Source organism: Thermus sp., from assembly GCF_037444525.1.
In the GTDB taxonomy this organism is placed as follows: domain Bacteria; phylum Deinococcota; class Deinococci; order Deinococcales; family Thermaceae; genus Thermus.
The window spans coordinates 14,038-35,559 of record NZ_JBBIMD010000018.1; the positions used below are offsets into that span (position 1 = coordinate 14,038).

Genomic DNA, 21,522 nt, shown 5'->3' on the forward strand with positions numbered 1-21,522 from the left:
CAGGAAGGGGCCCGGTATAATACGGGCGGCCGTAAGGCCAAGGAGGTGGCCTTTGAACCTGCACGAGTATCAGGCCAAGGAGATCCTAGCCCGCTACGGCATCCCCGTGCCCCCGGGCAAGGTGGCCTACACCCCCGAGGAGGCCAAAAGGACCGCCGAGGAGCTGGGCAAGCAGGTGGTGATCAAGGCCCAGGTCCACACGGGCGGGAGAGGCAAGGCGGGTGGGGTCAAGCTGGCGGACACCCCCAGCGAGGCCTACGAGAAGGCCCAGGCCATCCTGGGGATGAACATCAAGGGCTTCACCGTGAAGAAGGTCCTGGTGGCCGAGGCGGTGGACATCGCCAAGGAGTACTACGCCGGCCTCATCCTGGACCGGGCAAAGAAGCGGGTGGTCCTGATGCTCTCCAAGGAGGGCGGGGTGGACATCGAGGAGGTGGCCGCGGCGCGCCCCGAGGCCATCCACAAGTTCTGGATTGACCCCCACAAGGGTTTCCGCTCCTTTGAGGCCCGGGAGATGGTGCGGAAAGCAGGGCTGGAGGGCAACCTCAACAAGCTGGCCCAGGTCCTGGTGAACCTTTACCGGGCCTACGAGGGGGTGGACGCCTCCATCGCCGAGATCAACCCCCTGGTGGTGACCACCGACGGCCAGGTGGTGGCCGCGGACGCCAAGATCGTCCTGGACGACAACGCCCTCTTCCGCCACCCCGATCTGGCGGAGCTTAGGGAGGTGGAGGCGGAGCACCCTCTGGAGGTGGAGGCCAGCAACTACGGCTTCGCCTACGTGAAGCTTTCCGGCAACATCGGCATCATCGGGAACGGGGCGGGGCTTGTGATGTACACCCTGGACCTGGTGAACCGGGTGGGGGGCAAGCCCGCCAACTTCCTGGACATCGGGGGTGGGGCCAAGGCGGACGTGGTCTACAACGCCCTCAAGGTGGTCCTCAAAGACCCCGACGTGAAGGGGGTCTTCATCAACATCTTCGGCGGCATCACCCGGGCGGACGAGGTGGCCAAGGGGGTCATCCGCGCCCTGGAAGAGGGCCTCCTCACCAAGCCCGTGGTCATGCGGGTGGCGGGCACCGCGGAGGAGGAGGCCAAGAAGCTCCTGGAGGGCAGGCCCGTGTACATGTACCCCACGTCCATTGAGGCGGCCAAGGCCATCGTGGCCATGGTGGGAGGTGTGGCGTGATCTTGGTAAACCGCGAGACCCGCGTCCTGGTCCAGGGCATCACCGGCCGGGAGGGGCAGTTCCACACCCAGCAGATGCTGGCCTACGGCACCAAGATCGTGGCCGGGGTCACCCCGGGCAAGGGGGGCACGGAGGTCCTGGGGGTACCCGTTTACGATACGGTGAAGGAGGCGGTGGCCCACCATGGGGTGGACGCCTCCATCATCTTCGTCCCCGCCCCCGCCGCTGCGGACGCGGCCCTGGAGGCCGCTCACGCGGGGGTACCCCTCATCGTCCTCATCACCGAGGGCATCCCCACCCTGGACATGGTGCGGGCGGTGGAGGAGATCAAGGCCCTGGGGTCCAGGCTCATCGGGGGGAACTGCCCGGGGATCATCAGCGCCGAGGAGGCCAAGATCGGCATCATGCCCGGCCACGTGTTCAAGCGGGGCCGGGTGGGCCTCATCAGCCGCTCGGGCACCCTCACCTACGAGGCGGCGGCGGCCCTCTCCCAAGCTGGGCTTGGCACCACCACCACCGTGGGCATCGGGGGGGACCCGGTCATCGGCACCACCTTCAAAGACCTCCTTCCCCTCTTCAACGAGGACCCGGAGACGGAGGCCGTGGTCCTCATCGGGGAGATCGGGGGCTCGGACGAGGAGGAGGCCGCGTCCTGGGTGAAGGAGCACATGAAGAAGCCCGTGGTGGGCTTCATCGGCGGCCGCTCCGCCCCCAAGGGCAAGCGGATGGGCCACGCGGGGGCCATCATCATGGGGAACGTGGGGACCCCGGAGTCCAAGCTCCAGGCCTTTGCCGAAGCGGGGATCCCCGTGGCGGACACCATTGACGAGATCGTGGAGCTCATCAAAAAGGCCCTGGGCTAAGGAGGGAGCATGAAAGCACCTGTACGCGTAGCGGTAACCGGTGCCGCGGGGCAGATTGGCTACAGCCTCCTCTTCCGCATCGCCGCGGGGGAGATGCTGGGCAAGGACCAGCCCGTCATCCTGCAGCTCCTGGAAATCCCCCAGGCCATGAAGGCCCTGGAAGGGGTCATCATGGAGCTGGAGGACTGCGCCTTCCCCCTCCTTGCAGGGGTTGAGGCCAGCGACGACCCCAAGGTGGCCTTTAAGGATGCGGATTACGCCCTTTTGGTGGGGGCGGCCCCCAGGAAGGCGGGAATGGAGCGGCGGGACCTCCTGGAGATGAACGGCCGCATCTTCACCGAGCAGGGCCGGGCCCTGGCGGAGGTGGCCAAGCGGGAGGTGAAGGTGCTGGTGGTGGGGAACCCCGCCAACACCAACGCCCTCATCGCCTACAAAAACGCGGAGGGGCTGGACCCCTGGAACTTCACCGCCATGACCCGGCTTGACCACAACCGGGCCAAGGCCCAGCTCGCCAAGAAGACCGGAGTTCCGGTGGACCGCATCCGGAAGCTTGCGGTCTGGGGCAACCATTCCTCCACCATGTTCCCCGACCTCTTCCACGCGGAAGTGGACGGGAAGCCCGCCTTGGAGCTGGTGGACATGGAGTGGTATGAAAAGGTCTTCATCCCCACCGTGGCCCAGCGTGGGGCAGCCATCATCCAGGCCCGGGGAGCCTCCAGCGCGGCCAGCGCTGCCAACGCCGCCATTGAGCACATCCGGGACTGGGCTTTAGGGACCCCTGAGGGGGACTTCGTCTCCATGGCCGTGCCCTCGAGGGGGGAGTACGGCATCCCTGAGGGGATCGTCTACTCCTTCCCCGTGACCGCCAAGGGCGGGGCGTACGCCATCGTGGAGGGGCTGGAGATCCCCCCCTTCGCCCGGGAGAGGATGGAGATCACCGCCCGGGAGCTGCTGGACGAGATGGAGCAGGTGAGGGCTTTAGGCCTCATCTAAGGCCCCCCGCCAGGAGGGATTCCAAAGGGCCTGCCTGACGGCAGGCCCTTCTTAAGGCCAAGCCTCGAGGGCCCAGGGGTAGACCACCCAGGCCCCCGTCTCCGCCGCGTGGAAGTCCGGGCGGTCCGGGACCCGGTTCCGTTCCGGTTTGAAGTGGAGGGTGGCCACCCAAGGCCTTCCACCCGCCCGGCGGATCCTTTCCTTCACCGCGAAGGCCGTGCGTCCCGAGTCCCAGACGTCGTCCACCACCAAGACCCGCTTTCCCCGAAGGAGGGGGTCCGGGGGGAACTGGAGAAAGACGGGCTCGGGTAGGGGCTCCTCCCCCTCGTAGAACATCACCGCGGCGGTGAGGATGTCCCGCACCCCCAGGGCCTGGGCCAACAGCGCCGTGGGGATGAGCCCGCCCCGGGCCACCCCTAAAAGGAGGTCAAAGGGCTGGCCCTCGAGGCGGCCCGCCAGGTGGCGCACCAGAAGGAGGAGGTCCTCCCAGGAAAGGTAGAGCCGGTCCATCAGTCCTTGTCCAGCTCAAAGGCCTGGTGCACGGCCCTAAGGGCCGCTTCCGCGTACTCCGCGGGGATGATCACGGAGATGCGCACCTCGCTGGTGGCGATCATCTCTATGTTGGCCCCGGTGGAGGCCACCGCCTGGAACATCTTGGCGGGGACCCCGGGGGCCGAAGCCAGGCCCACCCCCACAATGGACACCTTGGCGATGTCGGATCTCAGAATGGCCTCCCCCCCTATCTCCGAAAGAACGGGCTCCAGGGCCTCCAAGGCTTCCTGGGCGAAGTCCTTGTTCACCGTGAAGGCCATCTGCTGCCGCGAGGGGTCGTGCCCGGGCACCCCCTGGATGATCATGTCCACCGCAATGCCCTTCTCCGCCAGGGCCTGGAAGACCTTGGCGGCGATGCCCGGCTGGTCGGGGATGCCGATGAGACCGATCTGGGCGTGGTCCAGGTCCAAAGCCGCCCCCGTCACCACCTTGTCCATTTCCATGCTGACCTCCTTCACCAGGGTGCCTGGGTTGTAGGAAAAGCTGGAGCGCACGTGGAGGACCACCCCGTAGCGCTTGGCGTAGTAGACCGCCCGGGGATGAAGGACCCTGGCCCCAAGGGCGGCCATCTCCAGCATCTGATCGTAGCCGATGACCTCGAGCTTCCTGGCCTCGGGGATGAGGTGGGGATCCGTGGTGTAGACCCCTTCGGTGTCCGTATAGATCTCGCACTCCTTGGCCCCCAAGGCGGCGGCAATGGCCACCGCGGTGGTGTCCGACCCCCCCCGGCCCAAGGTGGTGATCTCCCCCTCCGGGGTGGTGCCCATGAAGCCGGCGATCACCGCCACATAGCCCTCGTCCAGGGCCTTCTGGATGCGGATGGGGTCCACGGAGAGGATGCGGGCATCCCCGTAGCGCCCGTCGGTGGCGATGCCAATCTGGTGCTGGACGAAGCCCCTCGCCGGGATCCCCATGGCCCATAGCTGCATGGAGAGGAGGGCCACGGACACCTGCTCCCCGGTGGTGGTGAGGAGGTCCAGCTCCCGGAAAGGGGGTCTTGGGTTCACCCGCTTGGCCAGGGCAATGAGCTCGTCGGTGGTGTGCCCCATGGCCGAGACCACCACCGCAAGTTTATGCCCCTTCTCGCGGTAGTGGGCGATGCGCTGAGCCACCTTGTGGATCCTCTCCAGATCCCCCACGGAGGTGCCGCCGTACTTCTGCACAACCAGGGCCACGCTGCCTCCTTTCCGCCCAGGGGGCGGATTTGAGGATGCATGTTAACACATTTGCCCTGATGGGCCCAAGCCCCCTATCCTAACGGGGTGGCCATGACCCTCGAGGCCTACCACCGCTTAACCCCCCTACCCGCCCCCGGAGGCCGGACGCTCTTCGTGAAACCCGGGGCCCGCGGGTGGAAAGACCCCCTATACGAGCTGGCCTTCCGCCACGTGAAGCCCCACGGGGAGCGCGCCATTGACCTAAACCCCGGCGTGGGCTGGGCAAGCCTCCCCCTGGAGGGGCGGATGGAGGTGGAAAGGCTAGAAACCTCCAAGGCGGCCCTCCGCTGCCTGGAAAAAAGCGGCCTAAGGGCCCACCCCGCCCCCCCCTGGGCAGCGGAGGAGGAGGCCTTTGACCTCGCCGTCCTGGTCCTGCCCGCAGGCCGGGGGACGGCCTACGTGGAGGCAAGCCTCCGGGCCGCGGCCCGGGCCCTGAAACCGGGGGGGAGGCTTTACCTTGCCGGGGATAAGCGGAAGGGGTTTGAGCGCTACTTCAAGGACGCCAAAGCCCTCCTGGGCTACGGCCTGGTGCTGGAGCGGGAAGGCCCTTACCGCATCGCCCTCTTGGAAAAGGAAAACCCCTCTCCCCCCTTGCCCCCCTTGTGGCGGCGCTTTGAGGCCGAGCTTCTGGGCCGCCGCTTCGCCTTCCACCACCTCCCAGGGGTCTTCTCCGCGGGGAAGGTGGACCCCGCCTCAAAGCTCCTCCTTTTGGCCCTCCTAGAGGAGCTGGGCCCGGAAGGGGTGCGGGGGCAAGTCTTCCTGGACCTGGGAGCAGGGTACGGGGCCCTCACCCTGCCCTTGGCCGCCCTTGGAGGGGTGGGGGTGGGGGTGGAGGACGACCTGGTCTCCGTGCTCTCCATGAAGCGGAGCCTGGAGGAGAACGGCCTCGAGGCTACCCTCCTCCACTCGGATGTGGACAGCGACTTGACAGAGGAGGCCCGCTTTGACATCATTGTTACGAACCCCCCCTTTCACGTGGGGGGTGCGGTCATCCTAGATGTGGCCCAGGCTTTTGTGAGCGTGGCGGCGGCCCGGCTTCGTCCGGGCGGCAGGTTTTTCCTTGTGGCCAACCCCTTTCTCAAGTACGAACCCCTGCTGGAAGAGGCCTTTGGCGCCTTCAGAACCCTGAAGGTGGCGGACTACAAGGTGCTCCTTGCGGTCAAGGGAGGTCAGCCTTGAAGAAGGCGAAGAAGAAGACGGCGGAGAAAGGCAGCGAGCCTGCGGAGCTGGAGGTCCAAGCCCTGGAGGGGCCGGACAGGGTCCCCGAGGACCTGGAGGAGCCGGACCCCGAGCTTTTGGACCCCGAACTCCTGGATCTGGAAGATCCCCTTTTGGAAGAAGGAGAGTTCCTCCCGGAGGAGCCCCTGGAGGAGGAGGAAGAGGAGCTCGCCCTCCCCAAGGTCTCCACCTCCGACCCCGTGCGCCAGTACCTGCACGAGATCGGCCAGGTGTCCCTCCTCACCCTGGAGGAGGAGATTGAGCTGGCAAGGAAGGTGGAGGAGGGCATGGAGGCCATCAAGAAGCTCTCCGAGATCACCGGCCTCCCCGCGGACCTTATCCGGGAGGTGGTGCGGGCCAAGATCCTGGGCACCGCCCGGGTGAGCCAGATCCCAGGCCTGGAGAATAAACCCGACCCCAAGACGGTGGAGGAGATAGACCAGAAGCTCAAAAGCCTCCCCAAGGAGCACAAGCGCTACCTGCACATCGCCCGCGAGGGGGAGGCGGCCCGTCAGCACCTCATCGAGGCTAACCTGCGGCTGGTGGTCTCCATCGCTAAGAAGTACACGGGTCGGGGGCTCTCATTCTTAGATCTAATCCAGGAAGGTAACCAGGGGCTTATCCGGGCGGTGGAGAAGTTTGAGTACAAGCGCCGCTTCAAGTTCTCTACCTACGCCACCTGGTGGATCCGGCAGGCCATCAACCGGGCCATCGCCGACCAGGCCCGCACCATCCGCATCCCGGTGCACATGGTGGAGACCATCAACAAGCTCTCCCGCACCGCCCGTCAGCTCCAGCAGGAGCTGGGCCGGGAGCCCACCTACGAGGAGATCGCCGAGGCCATGGGTCCGGGCTGGGACGCCAAGCGGGTAGAGGAAACCCTGAAGATCGCCCAGGAACCCGTCTCCCTGGAGACCCCCATCGGGGACGAGAAGGACAGCTTCTACGGCGATTTCATCCCCGACGAGAACCTCCCTTCCCCTGCGGAGGCCGCGGCCCAAAGCCTCCTCTCCGAGGAGCTGGAAAAGGCCCTCTCCAAGCTCTCCGAGCGGGAAGCCATGGTCCTCAAGCTCCGGAAGGGGCTCATTGACGGGCGGGAGCACACCCTGGAGGAGGTGGGGGCCTACTTCGGGGTGACCCGGGAAAGGATCCGCCAGATAGAAAACAAGGCCCTAAGGAAGCTCAAGTACCACGAGTCCCGCACCCGCAAGCTTCGGGACTTTCTGGACTAGGCCCCGCTGGGGGCGAACCGCGCCTGGGCTCCCCTAGGGGAGCCCCAAGGGAAAGCGGGCCACCTCCAAAAGCGCCTCCCCCTCGCTCCGCACCAGGGCCACCTCCCGCACGGTGAAGGAGCCTATGGGGGGCTTGGGTAGGCCTTGGGCCAGGGCCTCCGCCCTTTCCGGTGAAAGGTCCAGGGCTAGGGTGAGGTGGGGGATGTAACTCGGGCCTTCTATCTCTTTAAGGGGGGGGGCCAAGGGCTCCAGCGCGCGGTGGAGGCGGCGGAAGGCCTCCCCCCCGTAGGCCCGGAGGTAGACCACCCCTTGCGGCCAGGCCCTCCAGGGGCCAAGGCGCAGGCGGAAAGGGGCGTGGCCCCGGAGGATGCCTTCCAAGGCGATTTTCAAAGCCTCCTCCTCGTAGGGCCAGTCAAAGGGCTGGCGCAGGTTCAGGTGGGGAGGGCCGAAGCCCTTCACCCCGTGGGCCGCCTGGAGTTCCTCCATGAAGACCTTTAGACGCGCAGGCGGCCAAACCAGCACCCCGTACACAGGGGTAAGTATACCTTAGGCCTTCTTCAAAGCGCATCCGAAGCGCGGGTGGCTTCCCCGGGAAAAGGTGTGCACCTTAGGCAGGAGGCTTCCCTTCCCCCACTCCAGGACATATTACCCTTGACAAGCCCGCGAGGGGGGGTGTTTTCTGGGCCCGAAGGGGGTTTGTATGAAAAGAACCCTAATGGCCCTCTTGGCCCTCGGCCTGATGGTGGCCTTCTCCAACCAGGAAGCCATCAAGAAGGAGTGGGAGGGGAGCGCCCACAACAACGGGGTCATGGGGGAGAAGACCCTGGGGGAGGCCACAGTGGAGGTCCGCCAGGCAGGCGCCGCCCACTGCGCCCGCTGCCACAGCGAGCAGGGCTTCTTGGCCTGGCTGGAGCAGCTCAAGAAGGGGAACCCCGGCAACCTGGTGGGCCCGGACGGTAAGCCCGCCACGGTGGAGTACCTGAAGAGCCTGGGCCTCACCCAGGAGCAGGTACGGCCCATCACCTGTAAGGCCTGCCACGACGAGGACGGGGACCTGCGCCTGGCCAACGACACCCCCCTGCTCCCTTCAGGCTTCAAGGCCACCGCGGTGGGGAACGCCGCGCTTTGCATCACCTGCCACAACTCCCGCAACGGCCGCATCGCTTGGAACGCGGAGGATGCGGGGCGCTACACCTACCCTCACGCCTCCAGCCAGGGGGATGTCCTCCTGGGCAAAAACGCCTACTTTGTGGACGACACCCGGGAGTGGCCTAACCCCCACGCCTTCTTCACCGGAAACGCCTGCTCCACCTGTCACATGAGCCTGGCCGGGAAGGGAGACTACTCCTCCCACACCTTCAAGGTCCCCGAAGGGCTCTGCGCTTCCTGCCACGGGACCAAGTACACCGAGGAGATGGTCCAGGAAAACACCCTCCATCTCCTCTCCCTGGTGCGCACCCAGGTCAACGCCCGGGTGCTGGCGGCGCGGGACCGCATCAAGACTGTGCGGGCCTGGAACCCCGAAACCGGCCAGTTCACCCCCAACGTGGCGGTGAAGGCCCCCGTCTACCGGGTGGACCTCCTCTCCATCGCCGGGCAGATCGCCTTCAAGATGACCCTCACGGACGGGAGCGTAGTCTACAGCCAGCTCGGGGACATCAAGGATGAGAAGGGCCAGCCCGTCTTCGCCACCAAGGACCCCGTGGTGCGGGCCGCCTGGAACTACCTCCTCATCCAGAACGACGGGTCCAAAGGCGTGCATAACCCCACCTACACCCGGGCGGTGCTCCTGGCCACCCTAGAGGCCCTGAAGTAGGCCCGGCTGCAGGCCCCCACCGGAGGCGTGCTCCGGTGGGGCGTTACCATAGAGGGGTGAGCCGCACCTATCTCTACCGGGGCCGGATCCTGAACTTGGCCCTCCAGGGGCCCTACGAGATCGTGGAGCACAAGCCCGCGGTGGCCGTCATCGCCCTAAGGGAGGGCCGGATGCTCTTTGTGCGCCAGATGCGCCCTGCGGTGGGCCTCTCTCCCCTGGAGATTCCCGCGGGGCTCATAGAGCCGGGGGAAGACCCCCTGGAGGCCGCCAAAAGGGAGCTTGCCGAGGAGACGGGCCTTACGGGGGATCTCACCCCCCTCTTCAGCTTCTTCGTCTCCCCTGGCTTCACCGACGAGAAGACCTACGTCTTTCTGGCGGAAAACCTCCGTCCCATGGAGGCCACCCCCGACGAGGACGAGGCCCTAGAGGTCCTCTGGCTGGAGCCAGAAAAGGCCTTGGAGATGCACCGGCGGGGCGAGGCGGAGTTTTCGGCCACGGGAATCGTGGGGGTGCTCTACTACCATGCTTTTCTCCGAGGTCGCTGACGTTCCCAAGGGGGCCAAGGTGGTGGCCGTGGGCTCCTTTGACGGGGTGCACCTGGGCCACCAGCACCTCCTGCACCAGGCCAAAGAGGAGGCCAAGGCCCGCCGCCTGCCCCTTTTGGTCTACACCTTTGACCCCCCCACCAAGGTCTTCACCCGGGGGGAGGGCTTCCTGATGGACCTGGAGGAAAAGGTGGAGGCCCTAAGGGCCCTAGGGGTGGAGATGATCCTGGCCGTGCCCTTCAACGCCGAGTTTGCAGGGAGGAGCGCCGAGGCCTTCCTGGAAGACCTAAGGGCCCTGGGGGCCGAGGCGGTCTACGTGGGGGAGGACTTCCGCTTCGGTAAGGGGCGGGCGGGAACCCCCGAAGCCCTAAGGAGGGTGGCCCCGGTGTGCATCGTGCCCCTTTTGGAGCTTGGGGGAGAGGCGGTGAAGTCCAGCCGCATCCGAACCCTGCTAAAGGAGGGCCGGGTGGAGGAGGCCCGCCACCTCTTGGGCCGCCCCTACAGCGCCTACGGGGTGGTGGTGGAGGGGGAAAGGCTTGGGCGGAGGCTCGGCTTCCCCACCGCCAACCTGGCCGTCCATCCCCAAAAGGTCCTCCCCCCTGGGGTCTACGCGGTGGAGGCCGAAGGGCCCTTTGGCCGGAGGAAGGGGGTGGCCAACGTGGGCACGAGGCCCACGGTGGGGGGGGAGGAACGGCGCCTCGAGGTCCACCTCCTGGGCTTTGCGGGGGAGCTTTACGGGGAGGAGCTCAAGGTGGCCTTCCTGAAAAAGCTCCGAGATGAGCGGCGCTTTGAAAGCCTCGAGGCCCTAAAGGCGCAGATCGCCAAGGACCTCGAGGCCGCCCGGGCCTTCTTTGGGCTATAGGCGGGCCCCCCTGCCCGGGGCCCCGCCAGGGCCCTAAAGGCCAGGCTCGTCAAAGAAGGTGAGCTTGGGGGCGCGGTTCGCCCGGACCTCGTCCAGCCGGCGCACCGGGGTGGTGTAGGGGGCCCCCTCCAGCCACGCCTTAGGCTTTTCCAAAAGGACCCCTAAGGCCTCGGCGAAGGCCTCGAGGGTCTCCTTGCTCTCCGTCTCCGTGGGCTCCACCATGAGGGCCTCCTTGACGATGAGGGGGAAGTAGACCGTGGGGGGGTGGAAGCCCAGCTCCAAAAGCCCCTTGGCGATGTCCAGGGCGCGGAAGCCCTGGGGGGGCTGGGCCACGAACTCGTGCATGGTGGGGCCGTCGTAGGGGATGCGGTACCCCTTTTCCCTGAGGAGCTCTTTCAGGTAGCGGGCGTTAAGGACGGAAAGGGCCGCGGCCTTCTTAAGGCCTTCCAGGCCCAGGGTGCGGATGTAGGCCCAGGCCCGCACCAAAGCCAGGAAGTTCCCGTAGAAGCTCCGCACCCGGCCGATGCTTTTGGGCCGGTTGAAGTCCAGGTAGAACCCCTCCTCTCCCCTTTCCACCAAGGGTACGGGGAGGTAGGGGGCCAGGTGGGCCTTCACCCCCACAGGCCCCGAGCCCGGCCCGCCCCCCCCATGGGGCACGGTGAAGGTCTTGTGCAGGTTCAGGTGGACCACGTCAAAGCCCATGTCCCCCGGCCGGGCCCAGCCCATGATGGCGTTCAGGTTGGCCCCGTCGTAGTAGAGCTGGACCCCCGCCGCCTTGCAGAGCCGGGCGATCTCCAGGATGCGCCTTTCAAAGAGGCCTAAGGTGTTGGGGTTGGTGAGCATGAGGGCGGCCACGTGGGGGCCAAGCTCGCGCTTTAGAGCCTCGAGGTCCACCTCCCCGTCGGGCCCCGAGGGGATCTCCTTCACCTGGTAGCCCGCCATGCTGGCCGTGGCGGGGTTGGAGCCGTGGGCGGAGTCCGGCACCAGCACCACCCGCCGGGTCTTTCCCTCCCCCCGGTCCTCGTGGTAGGCGCGGATGATGAGGATCCCCGTGAGCTCCCCGTGGGCCCCCGCGGCGGGCTCCAGGGTGATGGCGTCCATGCCCGTGAGGGCCTTCAGGTCCTCCCCCAGCTCCCACATGAGCTCCAAGGCCCCCTGGACCGTGGCCGGGTCCTGGTAGGGGTGGAGGTCAGCGAAGAGGCGGGCCGCCTCCTCATGGAGCTTGGGGTTGTACTTCATGGTGCAGGAGCCCAAGGGGTAGAAGGTGGTGTCCACCCCCACCTGGCGGCGGGAAAGGCCGGTGTAGTGGCGGACCAGGGTGAGCTCGTCCACCTCGGGGAGGCGGGGCGGGGTCTCCCGAAGGTAGGCCTCGGGGATGAAGGCCTTGGCCTCGGGGACCTCCTTGACGAGCTTGAGCCCCCGCCTTCCCTTCCGGCTCCTCTCAAAGATGAGCGGGTAGTTCACCTCAGCACCTCCGCTAGCGCGTTCCTAAAGGCGAGGAGGTCCGCCTCCTCATGAAGCTCCGTGGCCGCAAAGAGGGCAAGCCCCGCCCCGTACTCCTCGGGTATGGGGGTGGCCCCGTGGAAGCCCCGCTCCGCCAGGGCCCTCCGCACCCCAAGGGGGTCCTTGGGAAGCCTTAGGGCGAACTCGTTGAAGAAGGGCTCGGGGGTAAAGGGCTCCACCCCCGGGATCTCCAGGAGGAGGGCCTTTAGGCGGTGGGCCTGGGCCACGCCCTTCAGGGCCACCTCTTTAAGGCCCTCGGGGCCCAGGGCGGCCAGGTACATGGCCCCCATGAGAGCGGTGAGCTGGGCGTTGGTGGTGATGTTGCTCTTGGCCTTGGCCCGCCTTATGTACTGCTCCCGGGCCTGGAGGGTGAGGATGAAGCCCCGACGGCCCTCCACGTCCACGGTCTCCGAGACCAGGCGGCCTGGGATCTGCCGCACGAAGGCCTTCCGGGTGGCCAAATAGCCGAAGTGGGGCCCCCCGAAGCCCATGGGCAGGCCCAGGCTCTGCCCATCCCCCACGGCGATGTCCGCCCCGTAGGCCCCGGGGGGCTTGAGGAGGCCCAAGGAGAGGGGGTCGGCCACGGCCACGAAGAGGGCCCCCGCCCGGTGGGCGGCCTCGGCCAAGGGGCCAAGGTCCTCCAAGGCCCCCAGGAAGTTGGGGTTCTGGGCCACCACCGCCCCCACCCCCTGGTCCACGGGAAAGGCCGGGGTCCTGCCCCCCTCCAGGGGCACGGTCCTGAGCTCGGCCCCCACAGCCTCGAGGTAGGTCCTGAGGACCTCCCGGTACTCGGGGTGGACCCCCTGGGAGACCAGGACCCCCATGCGCCCCGTCTCCCTTAGGGCCAGGAGGACCCCTTCCGCCAGGGCCGTGGCCCCATCGTAAAGGGAGGCGTTGGCCACCTCGAGGCCCGTAAGCTCGGCGATCATGGTCTGGTACTCAAAGGTGGCCTGCAAGACCCCCTGGCTCACCTCGGGCTGGTAGGGGGTGTAGGCGGTGAGGAACTCTCCCCGTTGGGCCAGGGCCTGGACCACGGGGGGCGCGTGGTGGCTTCGGATGCCCCCTCCAAGGAAGGCCTTGGGGGCGGGGCGGTTCTTGACCTGAAGGGCCCTTAAGCGCTCCAGCACCGCCCACTCCGGCATGGGCTCGGGAAGGGCGATGGGGGGGTTTAGGATCTCCTCGGGCAGGTGGCGGTAGAGGTCCTCCAGGGATCCCGCCCCCACCTTCTCCAGCATGGCCGCAATCTCCTCGGGCGTGTGGGGCGTGTAGTCCATGCCTTTATCCTTCAACAAAAACCCCGGGCCATTTGACCCGGGGCCACACCTGGGGCCTGGGGGCTAAGGGGCCCTTGCCCCCCTGTTTCCCCCGGCACCCACCCATGGCCTAGGCTCCGGCCTCCAGGGCCTCCTGGTAGCCGGCGGCGTCCAGAAGCCCGTCCAGGTCCCCCATATCCCGGGGGCGGAGGCGGAAGATCCAGCCCTCCCCGTAGGGGTCCTGGTTGATGAGCTCGGGGTTCTTCTCCAGGGCCAGGTTCACCTCCACCACCTCCCCCGCCACGGGGGCGTAGATATCGGAGGCGGTCTTCACGCTCTCCACCACGGCGATGGCCTCGCCCGCCTCCACCGCCCGCCCCACCTCAGGGAGCTCCACGTAAACCACGTCCCCTAAGGCATCCTGGGCGTAGTCAGTGATGCCCACCAGCACCGTATCCCCTTCGGGGAAGGCCCACTCGTGCGTCTTGGTGTAGAACCGGTCCTTGGGTATGTCCATAGCGCCTCCCAACCCCCGCTATTTTAGCGGTACAAAGGGCAAGGGGCTAAGGGAAGCCGGGATCTTTCGCCCCCGCACCTCCACAGAAAAAGGCCCCTCCACGCCCTCGGCCACGTAGGCCAGGGCGATGCCCTTCTCCAGAAGGGGCGAAAAGCCGCCGCTCGTCACCCGGCCCACCCGCTCCTCCCCAGCGAAGACCGGGTAGCCCTCCCGGGGGATGCCCGCCTCCAGCACAAGCCCAATAAGCCGCTCCTTGCACGGGGAGGCCAGCATGACCTCCTTGCCCAGGAAGTCCTTTCCCCGCTTCACCACCCAGGCCCAGGGGGTGCAGAGGGGGTTGGTGTTCTCGGTGAGCTCGTGGCCGTAGAGGGGAAAGCCGGCCTCGAGCCTTAGGGTATCCCGGGCCCCAAGGCCGCACGGGGTGGCCCCCCCCTCCAGCAGGGCCTCAAAGACCGCCTCCGCGTCCTCCGGGGCGAGGAAAATCTCAAACCCGTCCTCCCCCGTGTACCCCGTGCGGGCCAGGAGGGCCTCCTTCCCCGCCACCTTGGCCCGGAAGACATCGTTCTTCTTCTTGGCGGCAAGGTCGGCCTCCGTGAGGGTCTGGAGGAGCCCTGCCGCCTTGGACCCTTGGAGGGCCAGGAGGGCCGTGGCCTCGGAGCGGTCCTCCAGTTCCACCCTAAAGCCCTGGGCCTGCCCCTTGAGGTGGGCCCAGTCCTTGGCGATGTTGGCCGCGTTCACCACCATGAGGTACTCCTCCTCCCCCAGGCGGTAGAGGTAGATGTCGTCCACCACGCCTCCTTTGGCATTGGGGAGCATGGAGTACTGGGCCCGGCCCACCTTGAGCCGCCCCACGTCGTTCACCGTGGCCCACTGGAGGAAGGGAAGGGCCTCCGCCCCCCGGATGAAAAACTCCCCCATGTGGCTCACGTCAAAGACCCCCACTCCCCGGCGCACCGCCAGGTGCTCCTCCCGGATGGAGGTGTACTGCAGGGGCAGGGCGTAGCCCGCGAACTCCACCATCCGCCCCCCATGGCGGAGGTGGACCTGGTAAAGAGGGGTCTCCTTCATACCAGAGCCATCCTACCCCTTCTTTTGCCCCACCTGGGAAAGCCTCGGCGGGATCTAGAAGAGCTCTCGCCTCAGGGCCTCGGCGGAGTTGTCCTCCAAGACCTCCTCCTTCTTGGTGGCCCAGGCGGGGAAGGGGAAGCGCAGGAAGAGGGGCACGGGGAGTTCGGGCTGGTGGAGGATCACCGCCCCCTGGGGCAGGATCAGGGCCCGCTGGCGGAAGGAGGTGGGGAGGAAGCGGTACTCGGGGCGCTCCGCCTCCGCCGCATCAAGGCGCCCCACCACCCGGATGGCGGCGTTGGCCACCACCCGGCGCTCCACCTCGCTGGCCGTCTGCTGAGCCCCGATGAGGATGACCCCGAGGGAGCGGCCCCGTTCGGCGATGTCCAGGAGGACATCCTTGATGGGGCTTTCCTCGTCCCGGGGGGCGTACTTGTTGAGCTCGTCCAAGACGATGTAGACCCGCCCCCGGTAGGCCCCCCGCTCCTTCTTCTCAAAGACCTCCTTGAGAAGGGCCCCCACCACGAACATCTGGGCCTGGGGGTGGAGCTTGGCCAGGTCCACCACGTGCACCTGGGCCCCCTGGAGGGGGTCTGGGGGGTTCCCCTTCCGGTCCCCCCGGATGAGGTGGGCCACGTTCTCCACGCTGGAACGCAGGCGGCGCACGAAGGCCTCGAGGGTGGCCCGGGCCTGGCGGGCGGTCCAGCGCCTATCCCCCTCCCCTTCCCCGTCCTCGGGGCCTAGGAGCTTGTACTCCAGGTAGCCCACCAGGTCCTGGAAGGTCTTGAGGCGCCCCTGGCCCAGCCCCTCAAACCCCTGGCCGTCCTCCATCCCCCCAGGGCCCCCCTTCCAGTCCTCCACCACCAGGTGGGGCCCCCTTTGCCCCTCGGCCAGGCGGCGGAGCCTTTCCGTCACCTGGAGGATGAGGAAGCCCAGGTTGGTCATGGCCCCCCGGTCGGCAAAGAGGAAGGGGAGAAGGCCCCGCTGGCAGAACTGCACCAGGTCCCAGTGATAAACCGAAACCCCCTCGAGGCGGGTGTCTATGTCGGGGAGGAAGCCCTCCTTCTTGGGGGGGGCTAGGAAGGCCACGCTCCTAAAGGGCTCGGGGGAAAGGCCCATCTTCCGGTAAAGGTCCCGGTCCTCCTCCTTGAGGCGCAGGTTGGGCTTGTCCAGGAAGAAGAGGTCCTCCCCCTTCACGTTGAAGAGGAGGACCTTGGCCTGGTGGGCGTCCTCCGCCGCCCTGCTTTCCAGAAGGCTTTTCAGGAGGAAGGTGGCGTAGCTGGTCTTGGCCGCCACCCCGCTGATGCCGGAGATGTTCACGTGCCCGCCCTTCACCCCGTTTAGGAACTCCAGGTTGGCGTAGGCCACGGCCCCGTTTTGGAGGAGGCCCACGGGGAGCTTGGTGCTCCCCCTTTGGTTCTTCATAGCATCGTAGTAGAGGGCAAGCTCCATCTCCTCTTCCTCGGCCAAAAAGACCTCGGAGCCAGGGTCTGGGGGAAAGTACTCCTCGGGGAGGATGCGGGTCACGCTCACGTGGGCCACGTAGGCGAGGGAGTAGGGGATCTTGCCCTGGGCGGCCAGGAAGGTGTCGGTGTCAAAGCTCTGCCCCTCGTGCAGTTTGGCCACGTGGTCCACCGCTCCGAAAAAGCGCACCTCCCCCAGGCGCGGGTGGGGGGCGCGCACCACCACCAGGTCGTCAAGCCTAAGAAGGGCCTCCTCCTCCACCCCCACCCAAAACTCCAAGGGGGTGGCCTCCCGGCTTCCCAGCACCACGCCCACGCGCTTCACATCCCACCTCCCAGGAACTGGGCGATCTTCCGCCCCACCACCTCGCGGCTTCCCATCCGCCGCCCCAACTCCCGCTCCAGCCCCCCCACGGGGAGGAGGTTCTGGGGGGCGCGGGGGTCCTTGGCGGGGTGGGAAGCCAGGGCGGGGAAAAGGCTTAAGGAAAGCTTGGCCATCTCCGAAAATCCCTCCAGGGGGGCTTCCACCCGCAAAAGCCCCGCCCCCGGGGGGTAAGCCCCTGGAAGGGGCAGGCGCAGGTACCAACTGGCCACCTCCCGCCCCCGGCGGGGGAGGAGAAAGGCGGGGGTCCGCTCCCCGGGGCCGAGGAGGGCCAAAAGCCCCTGGGCCTCCTCCGGCAGGTAGCGGGCCCAGTGGGCTTTGATGTAGCCGAGGCTTTGGGGCCTGTCCACCCGCAAGGGGCCGTCCACCACCACCACCCCCTCCCCAAGCCCCTGAGCCAGGGCGGCCTCGAGGCGGGCCCGCTCCTCCTGCAGCCGCTTGAGGAGGGCTTGGGGGTCGGCTGCGCCCTCCAGGGGAAGGGGCCGGTAGTCAAGGGCCCCAAAGCAGAAGCCCTCCTCCGACCCCACGGCGTAGCGCTCCACCCGGACCTCCGCCAAGGCCATCCGCCCCTCCCGCCAGACCACCGCCCCCACGGCCAGGCTCCCCAGGAGGACAAGCCTCCTCCCGTCGGAAAGGAGGGCGTCCACCCGTTCCCGCCCGTCCACGAAGTAGAGGGGAGGCCAGGCCGTCTCCTGGCCCCGGATGGGCGCCCAGGGCTCCTCCAGGGGCCGCCAGGGGGCCTGGACCTCCCCCTCCAGTGGGGGACTTTCCAGGGCGTAGGCCGGGTCCCACACCAGGATGCGCCACATTCTCCCTAAGTATACACGGGAGGGCTTCAGATCCTGGGGGCCGGGCGGTAGGGCAGGTACCGGGGTTCCCAGAAGCGGCTCCGCACGAACTCCAAAAGCCCTTTTAGGGAAAGCCCCTGGATCCTCTCCTCCTCCGCCACCCCTTCCTCCAGGGCCTTCCGCATCACCCGGGCGGCCACGTAGGGGGAGACCTCCCGAAGCCGGGCCACTGGGGGGTAGAGGAGGTCCGGGAAGTGGGCGGAGGTGTACTCGTAGAGGGCGTAGGCCCCCTCGAGGACCATCCCGTCCGTCACCTCCCGCGCCCGGGCCAAGACGGCCCCCAGGCCGAGCCCCGGGAAGATGAAGGCGTTGTTCCCCTGGCCGATGGGGATCACCCGCCCCTTGAAGCCCACCGGGGGAAAGGGGCTCCCCGCGGCCACCAGGGCCCTTCCCTCCGTCCAGTAGATGAGGTCGTCGGGCAGGGCCTCGGAGGCGGAGGTGGGGTTGGAGAGGGGGAAGATCACGGGGCGCTCGGCGTTTTCCAGCATGGCCCGCGCCACGGGCTCGGTGAAGCTCCCCCCTTGCCCGGAAAGGCCCAGGAGGACCGTGGCCCGGGCGTTCCGTATGGTCTCCAGAAGGTTCGGATAGGGCCCCGAGAAGGTCCAGCCCTGAAGGCGCTCAGGCCTCTGGGCGAAGGGGCGCTTATAGGCCTCCATAGCACGCCCCTCCACCAGAAGCCCCTTGGAGTCCAGAACCAGGACCCGGGCCCTGGCCTCCTCCTCGGAAAGGCCCTCCCGTTTCATCCCCTCCAGGAGGGCCCAGGCCACCCCAATCCCCCCCGCCCCGGCCCCGTAGACCACCACGGTCTGGTCCCGAAGCCGCTCCCCCTTGAGCCGGCAGGCGGAGAGGACCCCCGCCAGGGCCACCGCCCCTGTGCCCTGGATATCGTCGTTGAAGGAGGGGAGCACCTTGCGGTAGCGCTCCAAGACGGCGAAAGCGTTCTCCTTGGCAAAGTCCTCCCACTGGATGAGGGCCTTGGGGTAGCGCCTTCTCACCGCCTCCACGAAGCGGTCCAGGAACTGGAAGTAGGCCTCCCCCTTAAGGCGTTTGTGCCGCACCCCCAGGTAGAGGGGGTCTTTTAGGAGGTCCTCCCGGTCGGTGCCCACGTCCAGCTCCACGGGGAGGGTCTTGTCCGGCCCCACGCCCCCCACCGCGGTGTAGAGGGTGAGCTTACCGATGCTGATGGCCATGCCCCCAAACCCCTGGTCCCCGATGCCTAGGATGGCCGAGGAGTCCGTGGCCACGATGAGGCGCACCTCCTCCAGGGGGATGTTGGCCAAAGCCTCGTCCAGGTGGTCAATGTTCCGGGTGCTGGCGGCGAAGCCCCGGGGGTAGCGGTAGATGTGGGAGAACTCCCGCACCGCCTCCCCCACGGTGGGGGTGTAGAGGATGGGGAGCATCTCCTCCAGGTGGTCCACCAGAAGGGCGTAAAAGAGGACCTCGTTCCGGTCTTGGAGGTGGCGCAGGTAGATGTGCTTCTCCAAGGGGGAGGTCTGCAGGCGGTAGCGGCGGTAGACCCTTTCCTTCTGCTCCTCCAGGGTGTTCACGTGGGGGGGGAGGAGGCCTTCCAGGCCCAAGGCTCTCCGTTCCTCCTCGGTGAAGGCCGTACCCTTGTTGAGGAGGGGAAGCCTAAGGAGAAGAAAACCCGTCACGTAGGGCTCCAGGTACCGCTCCCCGTTTTCGTCCCGCTTGACATCGTAGTAGCGGCTAACCGGCATAGGCTTATTTTTAACCCATCCCGGTGGACAAACGCCCCAAAAGAAACCCCAGGGGCCTCTGGGAAGGCCCCTGGGGGCGCGAGGGGCTAGACGTTGAAGCCAAACATGCGCATCATACGCTTGCCCTCCTCCGTCATCTTGGCGGGGGTCCAGGGCGGGGTCCAGACGAACTCCACGTTCACCCCCTGCACCCCAGGCAGGCGCATGACGGCCATCTCCGCGTCGGCCTTCACCACGTCCTGGGCTGGGCAGCCGATGGCGGTGAGGGTCATAGTGACGTCCACCACGCCGTTCTCGTGCACCTCCACATCGTAAACCAGGCCCAGGTCTACGATGTTCACCGGGATCTCCGGGTCGTAGACCACCTTGAGGGCCTCGAGGACCTGCTCCTTGGTGGGCAGTCCGGCCTTGGCCTCGCCTTCCATGCCCCCAGTATACCCGGGAAACCCCATGGGCTTTTCCCCTTATAATGGGGGCGGTTGGGGAGTAGCCCCAAGCCGGCGCCCCGTCAGGACGGGCCCGAGCCCCGGGGGCCGGGAGGGCGGGATGCCCTCGGGCAAGACCACCGCCAAAGGCGGTGGCTTTTTCTTTTGGAGGTAGGGCATGGAAGGCGTGCTCTCGGTCATCCTTATCCTGATCGTCCTGGAGGTGATCCTCTCGGCGGACAACGCCCTCATCCTCGGGGTCTTGGTGCAGAAACTCCCTGCACCCCTCAGGCGGAAAGCCCTCTTCTACGGCATTCTGGGGGCCTATGTCCTTCGGGGCCTTGCCCTCCTCTTCGCCGCGTTGGTCATCAAGCTCTGGTGGGTCCAGGCCCTGGGGGCGGCCTACCTCCTCCACATCGCCCTCAAGCACTTCTTGAAGCCGGAAGAGGGCCACGCCCCACCCCCCATGGAGGTGAGCGCGGCCCAGTTCTGGAAGGTGGTGGCCCAGGTGGAGCTCATGGACCTGGCCTTCGCCGTGGACTCCGTGCTGGTGGCCGTGGCCCTCTCGGACAAGCTCTGGGTCATCTACACCGGGGTCTTCCTAGGCATCCTGGCCCTACGGATGCTGGCGAGCCTGGTGGTCACCCTCCTGGACCTCTACCCCCGGTTCAAGCACCTGGCCTACGTGGTGGTAGGGCTGGCGGGCGTCAAGCTGGCCCTCGGAGCCTGGGACAAGGTGGCCAAGGAGGTCCTGCACCGGCCCGAGCTGGCCTTGGGGCTGGACAAGGAAGCGTTTAGCCTCTTCATCCTGGCGGTCCTCCTCTTGGGAAGCCTCTGGGCCACCCGCAAGCCCGCCACCGCATGAAGGCCCTCCTGTTCTTAGCCCCCCTTTCCCTCTTCCTGGAAACCGGCCTCCCCATCGGCCTCTTCGTCCCCGGGGGGGATACCCTCCTCCTAGCTTTAGGGGCCCTGGCCGCGGAGGGACGGATGGGCCTCTTCCCCCTCCTGCCTCTCCTTTTCCTGGGGAGCTTTCTGGGGCACCTTCTGGGGTACGGGGTGGGGCGCTGGGGCATGAACCGGCTTCAGCACCGTTTCCCCCCCTCCCTTTGGCAAAAGGGCCAGCGCTTCCTCACCCGCTATGGGCCCCTGGCCCTCCTCGTGGCTCCCTTCATCGGGGGGGTGCGCACCCTGGTGCCCTTCCTCATGGGAGCCCTGGGCTTCCCCTGGCCCCTTTACGTGGCCCTGGCAGGCCTGGGAAGCCTCCTCTGGACCCAGGGCCTTTTCCTCCTGGCCTACTTCCTGGGCCAGCACCTGCCCCCTTGGGCCCTTTGGGGCGGGCTCGTCCTTGCGGTCCTGCTGGGGGTTCTCCTTAGCCGGAAGCGATGAGAAGGTAATGGAGGCATTCCAGAAAAGATTGGCCTCCGCTATCGTGTTTTTGCGGTGCAAAAACTCCAAAATGCTCCCATCTCCCTCCTATAGGCCTCTTTTTGGGGCTTGACATGAGGAGGCTTAAGGTGCTACCCGCAAAGCCGGGCTTCCGGCGGGGGATCTTGACAACCAAACCCTCTCAGGCACGCGAATATGCGTTTTCGCTTCTCATCGGCCGCAACTCCGCGAGTGCATTTAAGGCAAAAACCCCGCGAAAACCCCTCTATACGCCTTATGTATATTCCAGGCTTCATCTTTCTCACATTTAGGGCCCCCTTGAACGCTGTTCCTAACAGTGCTCTTAACTCAAAACTTGCACCTATACTTCCGGCTTCAGGTTTATGCAGGGAAGACCACTTGAAAGGGGCTGCCGGTTTCCCGTCGGATAACGGGTACCATGAGTTCCGAAGCCCAAGCCCTACTCTGGCGCATC

At 66.9% G+C, this 21,522-nt stretch carries 21 protein-coding genes; 10 read left to right on the forward strand and 11 right to left on the reverse strand.

Going from position 1 to position 21,522, the window contains the following annotated elements:
* Positions 1-52: 52 nt before the first annotated feature.
* From sucC to WKI94_RS04440, 3 genes are read left to right on the forward strand one after another with little or no spacing between them, the layout of a single operon-like run.
* A complete protein-coding gene (sucC, locus tag WKI94_RS04430) occupies positions 53-1,189 on the forward strand; it encodes an ADP-forming succinate--CoA ligase subunit beta (RefSeq protein WP_337844563.1) in 1,137 nt (378 codons plus the stop codon).
* Complete coding sequence (sucD, locus tag WKI94_RS04435) at positions 1,186-2,052, forward strand: succinate--CoA ligase subunit alpha (protein ID WP_337844564.1); 867 nt, start codon at positions 1,186-1,188, stop codon at positions 2,050-2,052. Before sucC ends, sucD begins: the two co-directional genes overlap by 4 nt.
* A gap of 9 nt (positions 2,053-2,061) precedes the next feature.
* Positions 2,062-3,045: a malate dehydrogenase gene (locus tag WKI94_RS04440; protein ID WP_337844565.1), complete on the forward strand. Its 984-nt coding sequence runs from the start codon at positions 2,062-2,064 to the stop codon at positions 3,043-3,045.
* Between the two features lie 51 nt (positions 3,046-3,096).
* On the opposite strand, the gene WKI94_RS04445 is transcribed toward WKI94_RS04440, so the two are convergent.
* Together WKI94_RS04445 and WKI94_RS04450 are read right to left on the reverse strand one after the other, a co-directional pair.
* On the reverse strand, positions 3,097-3,555 hold the full coding sequence (locus WKI94_RS04445; RefSeq protein WP_337844566.1) for a phosphoribosyltransferase family protein: 459 nt from the start codon (positions 3,553-3,555) through the stop codon (positions 3,097-3,099).
* The gene (locus tag WKI94_RS04450; RefSeq protein WP_337844567.1) at positions 3,555-4,772 is read right to left on the reverse strand and encodes an aspartate kinase; all 1,218 of its coding nucleotides are present in this window, start codon (positions 4,770-4,772) and stop codon (positions 3,555-3,557) included. Before WKI94_RS04450 ends, WKI94_RS04445 begins: the two co-directional genes overlap by 1 nt.
* Before the next feature lie 87 nt (positions 4,773-4,859).
* On the opposite strand from WKI94_RS04450, the gene WKI94_RS04455 reads away from it, so the two are divergent.
* Complete coding sequence (locus tag WKI94_RS04455; protein ID WP_337844568.1) at positions 4,860-5,993, forward strand: methyltransferase; 1,134 nt, start codon at positions 4,860-4,862, stop codon at positions 5,991-5,993.
* Positions 5,990-7,264: an RNA polymerase sigma factor RpoD gene (gene rpoD, locus WKI94_RS04460; RefSeq protein WP_337844569.1), complete on the forward strand. Its 1,275-nt coding sequence runs from the start codon at positions 5,990-5,992 to the stop codon at positions 7,262-7,264. The genes WKI94_RS04455 and rpoD overlap by 4 nt, the downstream gene beginning before the upstream one ends.
* Before the next feature lie 33 nt (positions 7,265-7,297).
* Here the strand turns inward: rpoD and WKI94_RS04465 are convergent, their stop codons facing one another.
* The gene (locus WKI94_RS04465; RefSeq protein WP_337844570.1) at positions 7,298-7,795 is read right to left on the reverse strand and encodes a 2'-5' RNA ligase family protein; all 498 of its coding nucleotides are present in this window, start codon (positions 7,793-7,795) and stop codon (positions 7,298-7,300) included.
* A gap of 169 nt (positions 7,796-7,964) precedes the next feature.
* On the opposite strand from WKI94_RS04465, the gene WKI94_RS04470 reads away from it, so the two are divergent.
* Genes WKI94_RS04470 through ribF form a run of 3 tightly spaced genes read left to right on the forward strand, consistent with a single transcriptional unit; the run spans position 7,965 to position 10,487 of the window.
* A complete protein-coding gene (locus WKI94_RS04470; RefSeq protein ID WP_337844571.1) occupies positions 7,965-9,080 on the forward strand; it encodes a hypothetical protein in 1,116 nt (371 codons plus the stop codon).
* A 35-nt stretch (positions 9,081-9,115) separates the two neighbouring features.
* Positions 9,116-9,625: an NUDIX hydrolase gene (locus WKI94_RS04475; RefSeq protein ID WP_337844572.1), complete on the forward strand. Its 510-nt coding sequence runs from the start codon at positions 9,116-9,118 to the stop codon at positions 9,623-9,625.
* The gene (gene ribF / locus WKI94_RS04480) at positions 9,603-10,487 is read left to right on the forward strand and encodes a riboflavin biosynthesis protein RibF (protein WP_337844573.1); all 885 of its coding nucleotides are present in this window, start codon (positions 9,603-9,605) and stop codon (positions 10,485-10,487) included. Before WKI94_RS04475 ends, ribF begins: the two co-directional genes overlap by 23 nt.
* A 33-nt stretch (positions 10,488-10,520) precedes the next feature.
* Here ribF and gcvPB read toward each other — a convergent pair whose 3' ends face one another.
* The 8 genes from gcvPB to WKI94_RS04520 form a co-directional block, all read right to left on the reverse strand.
* Positions 10,521-11,951, reverse strand: coding sequence for an aminomethyl-transferring glycine dehydrogenase subunit GcvPB (gcvPB, locus tag WKI94_RS04485; protein WP_337844574.1), 1,431 nt, complete (start codon positions 11,949-11,951; stop codon positions 10,521-10,523).
* Positions 11,948-13,264, reverse strand: coding sequence for an aminomethyl-transferring glycine dehydrogenase subunit GcvPA (gene gcvPA, locus WKI94_RS04490; RefSeq protein WP_337844575.1), 1,317 nt, complete (start codon positions 13,262-13,264; stop codon positions 11,948-11,950). Before gcvPA ends, gcvPB begins: the two co-directional genes overlap by 4 nt.
* Before the next feature lie 109 nt (positions 13,265-13,373).
* On the reverse strand, positions 13,374-13,760 hold the full coding sequence (gcvH, locus tag WKI94_RS04495; protein ID WP_337844576.1) for a glycine cleavage system protein GcvH: 387 nt from the start codon (positions 13,758-13,760) through the stop codon (positions 13,374-13,376).
* An 18-nt stretch (positions 13,761-13,778) separates the two neighbouring features.
* Complete coding sequence (gcvT, locus tag WKI94_RS04500; protein ID WP_337844577.1) at positions 13,779-14,828, reverse strand: glycine cleavage system aminomethyltransferase GcvT; 1,050 nt, start codon at positions 14,826-14,828, stop codon at positions 13,779-13,781.
* Between the two features lie 54 nt (positions 14,829-14,882).
* Complete coding sequence (locus WKI94_RS04505; RefSeq protein ID WP_337844578.1) at positions 14,883-16,613, reverse strand: ATP-binding protein; 1,731 nt, start codon at positions 16,611-16,613, stop codon at positions 14,883-14,885.
* A complete protein-coding gene (locus WKI94_RS04510) occupies positions 16,610-17,479 on the reverse strand; it encodes a DNA double-strand break repair nuclease NurA (protein WP_337844579.1) in 870 nt (289 codons plus the stop codon). Before WKI94_RS04510 ends, WKI94_RS04505 begins: the two co-directional genes overlap by 4 nt.
* 26 nt (positions 17,480-17,505) lie before the next feature.
* Complete coding sequence (locus WKI94_RS04515) at positions 17,506-19,236, reverse strand: NAD-dependent malic enzyme (protein ID WP_337844580.1); 1,731 nt, start codon at positions 19,234-19,236, stop codon at positions 17,506-17,508.
* Positions 19,237-19,322: 86 nt separating this feature from the next.
* A complete protein-coding gene (locus WKI94_RS04520) occupies positions 19,323-19,661 on the reverse strand; it encodes a metal-sulfur cluster assembly factor (protein ID WP_337844581.1) in 339 nt (112 codons plus the stop codon).
* A gap of 178 nt (positions 19,662-19,839) precedes the next feature.
* Between WKI94_RS04520 and WKI94_RS04525 the strand changes: the two genes are divergently transcribed.
* Positions 19,840-20,526, forward strand: a complete 687-nt coding sequence (locus WKI94_RS04525) for a hypothetical protein (protein ID WP_337844582.1) — start codon at positions 19,840-19,842, stop codon at positions 20,524-20,526.
* Positions 20,523-21,047 (forward strand): VTT domain-containing protein, encoded by a 525-nt coding sequence (locus tag WKI94_RS04530; protein WP_337844583.1) that lies wholly within the window; start codon positions 20,523-20,525, stop codon positions 21,045-21,047. Before WKI94_RS04525 ends, WKI94_RS04530 begins: the two co-directional genes overlap by 4 nt.
* The last annotated feature ends 475 nt before the right edge of the window (positions 21,048-21,522 follow it).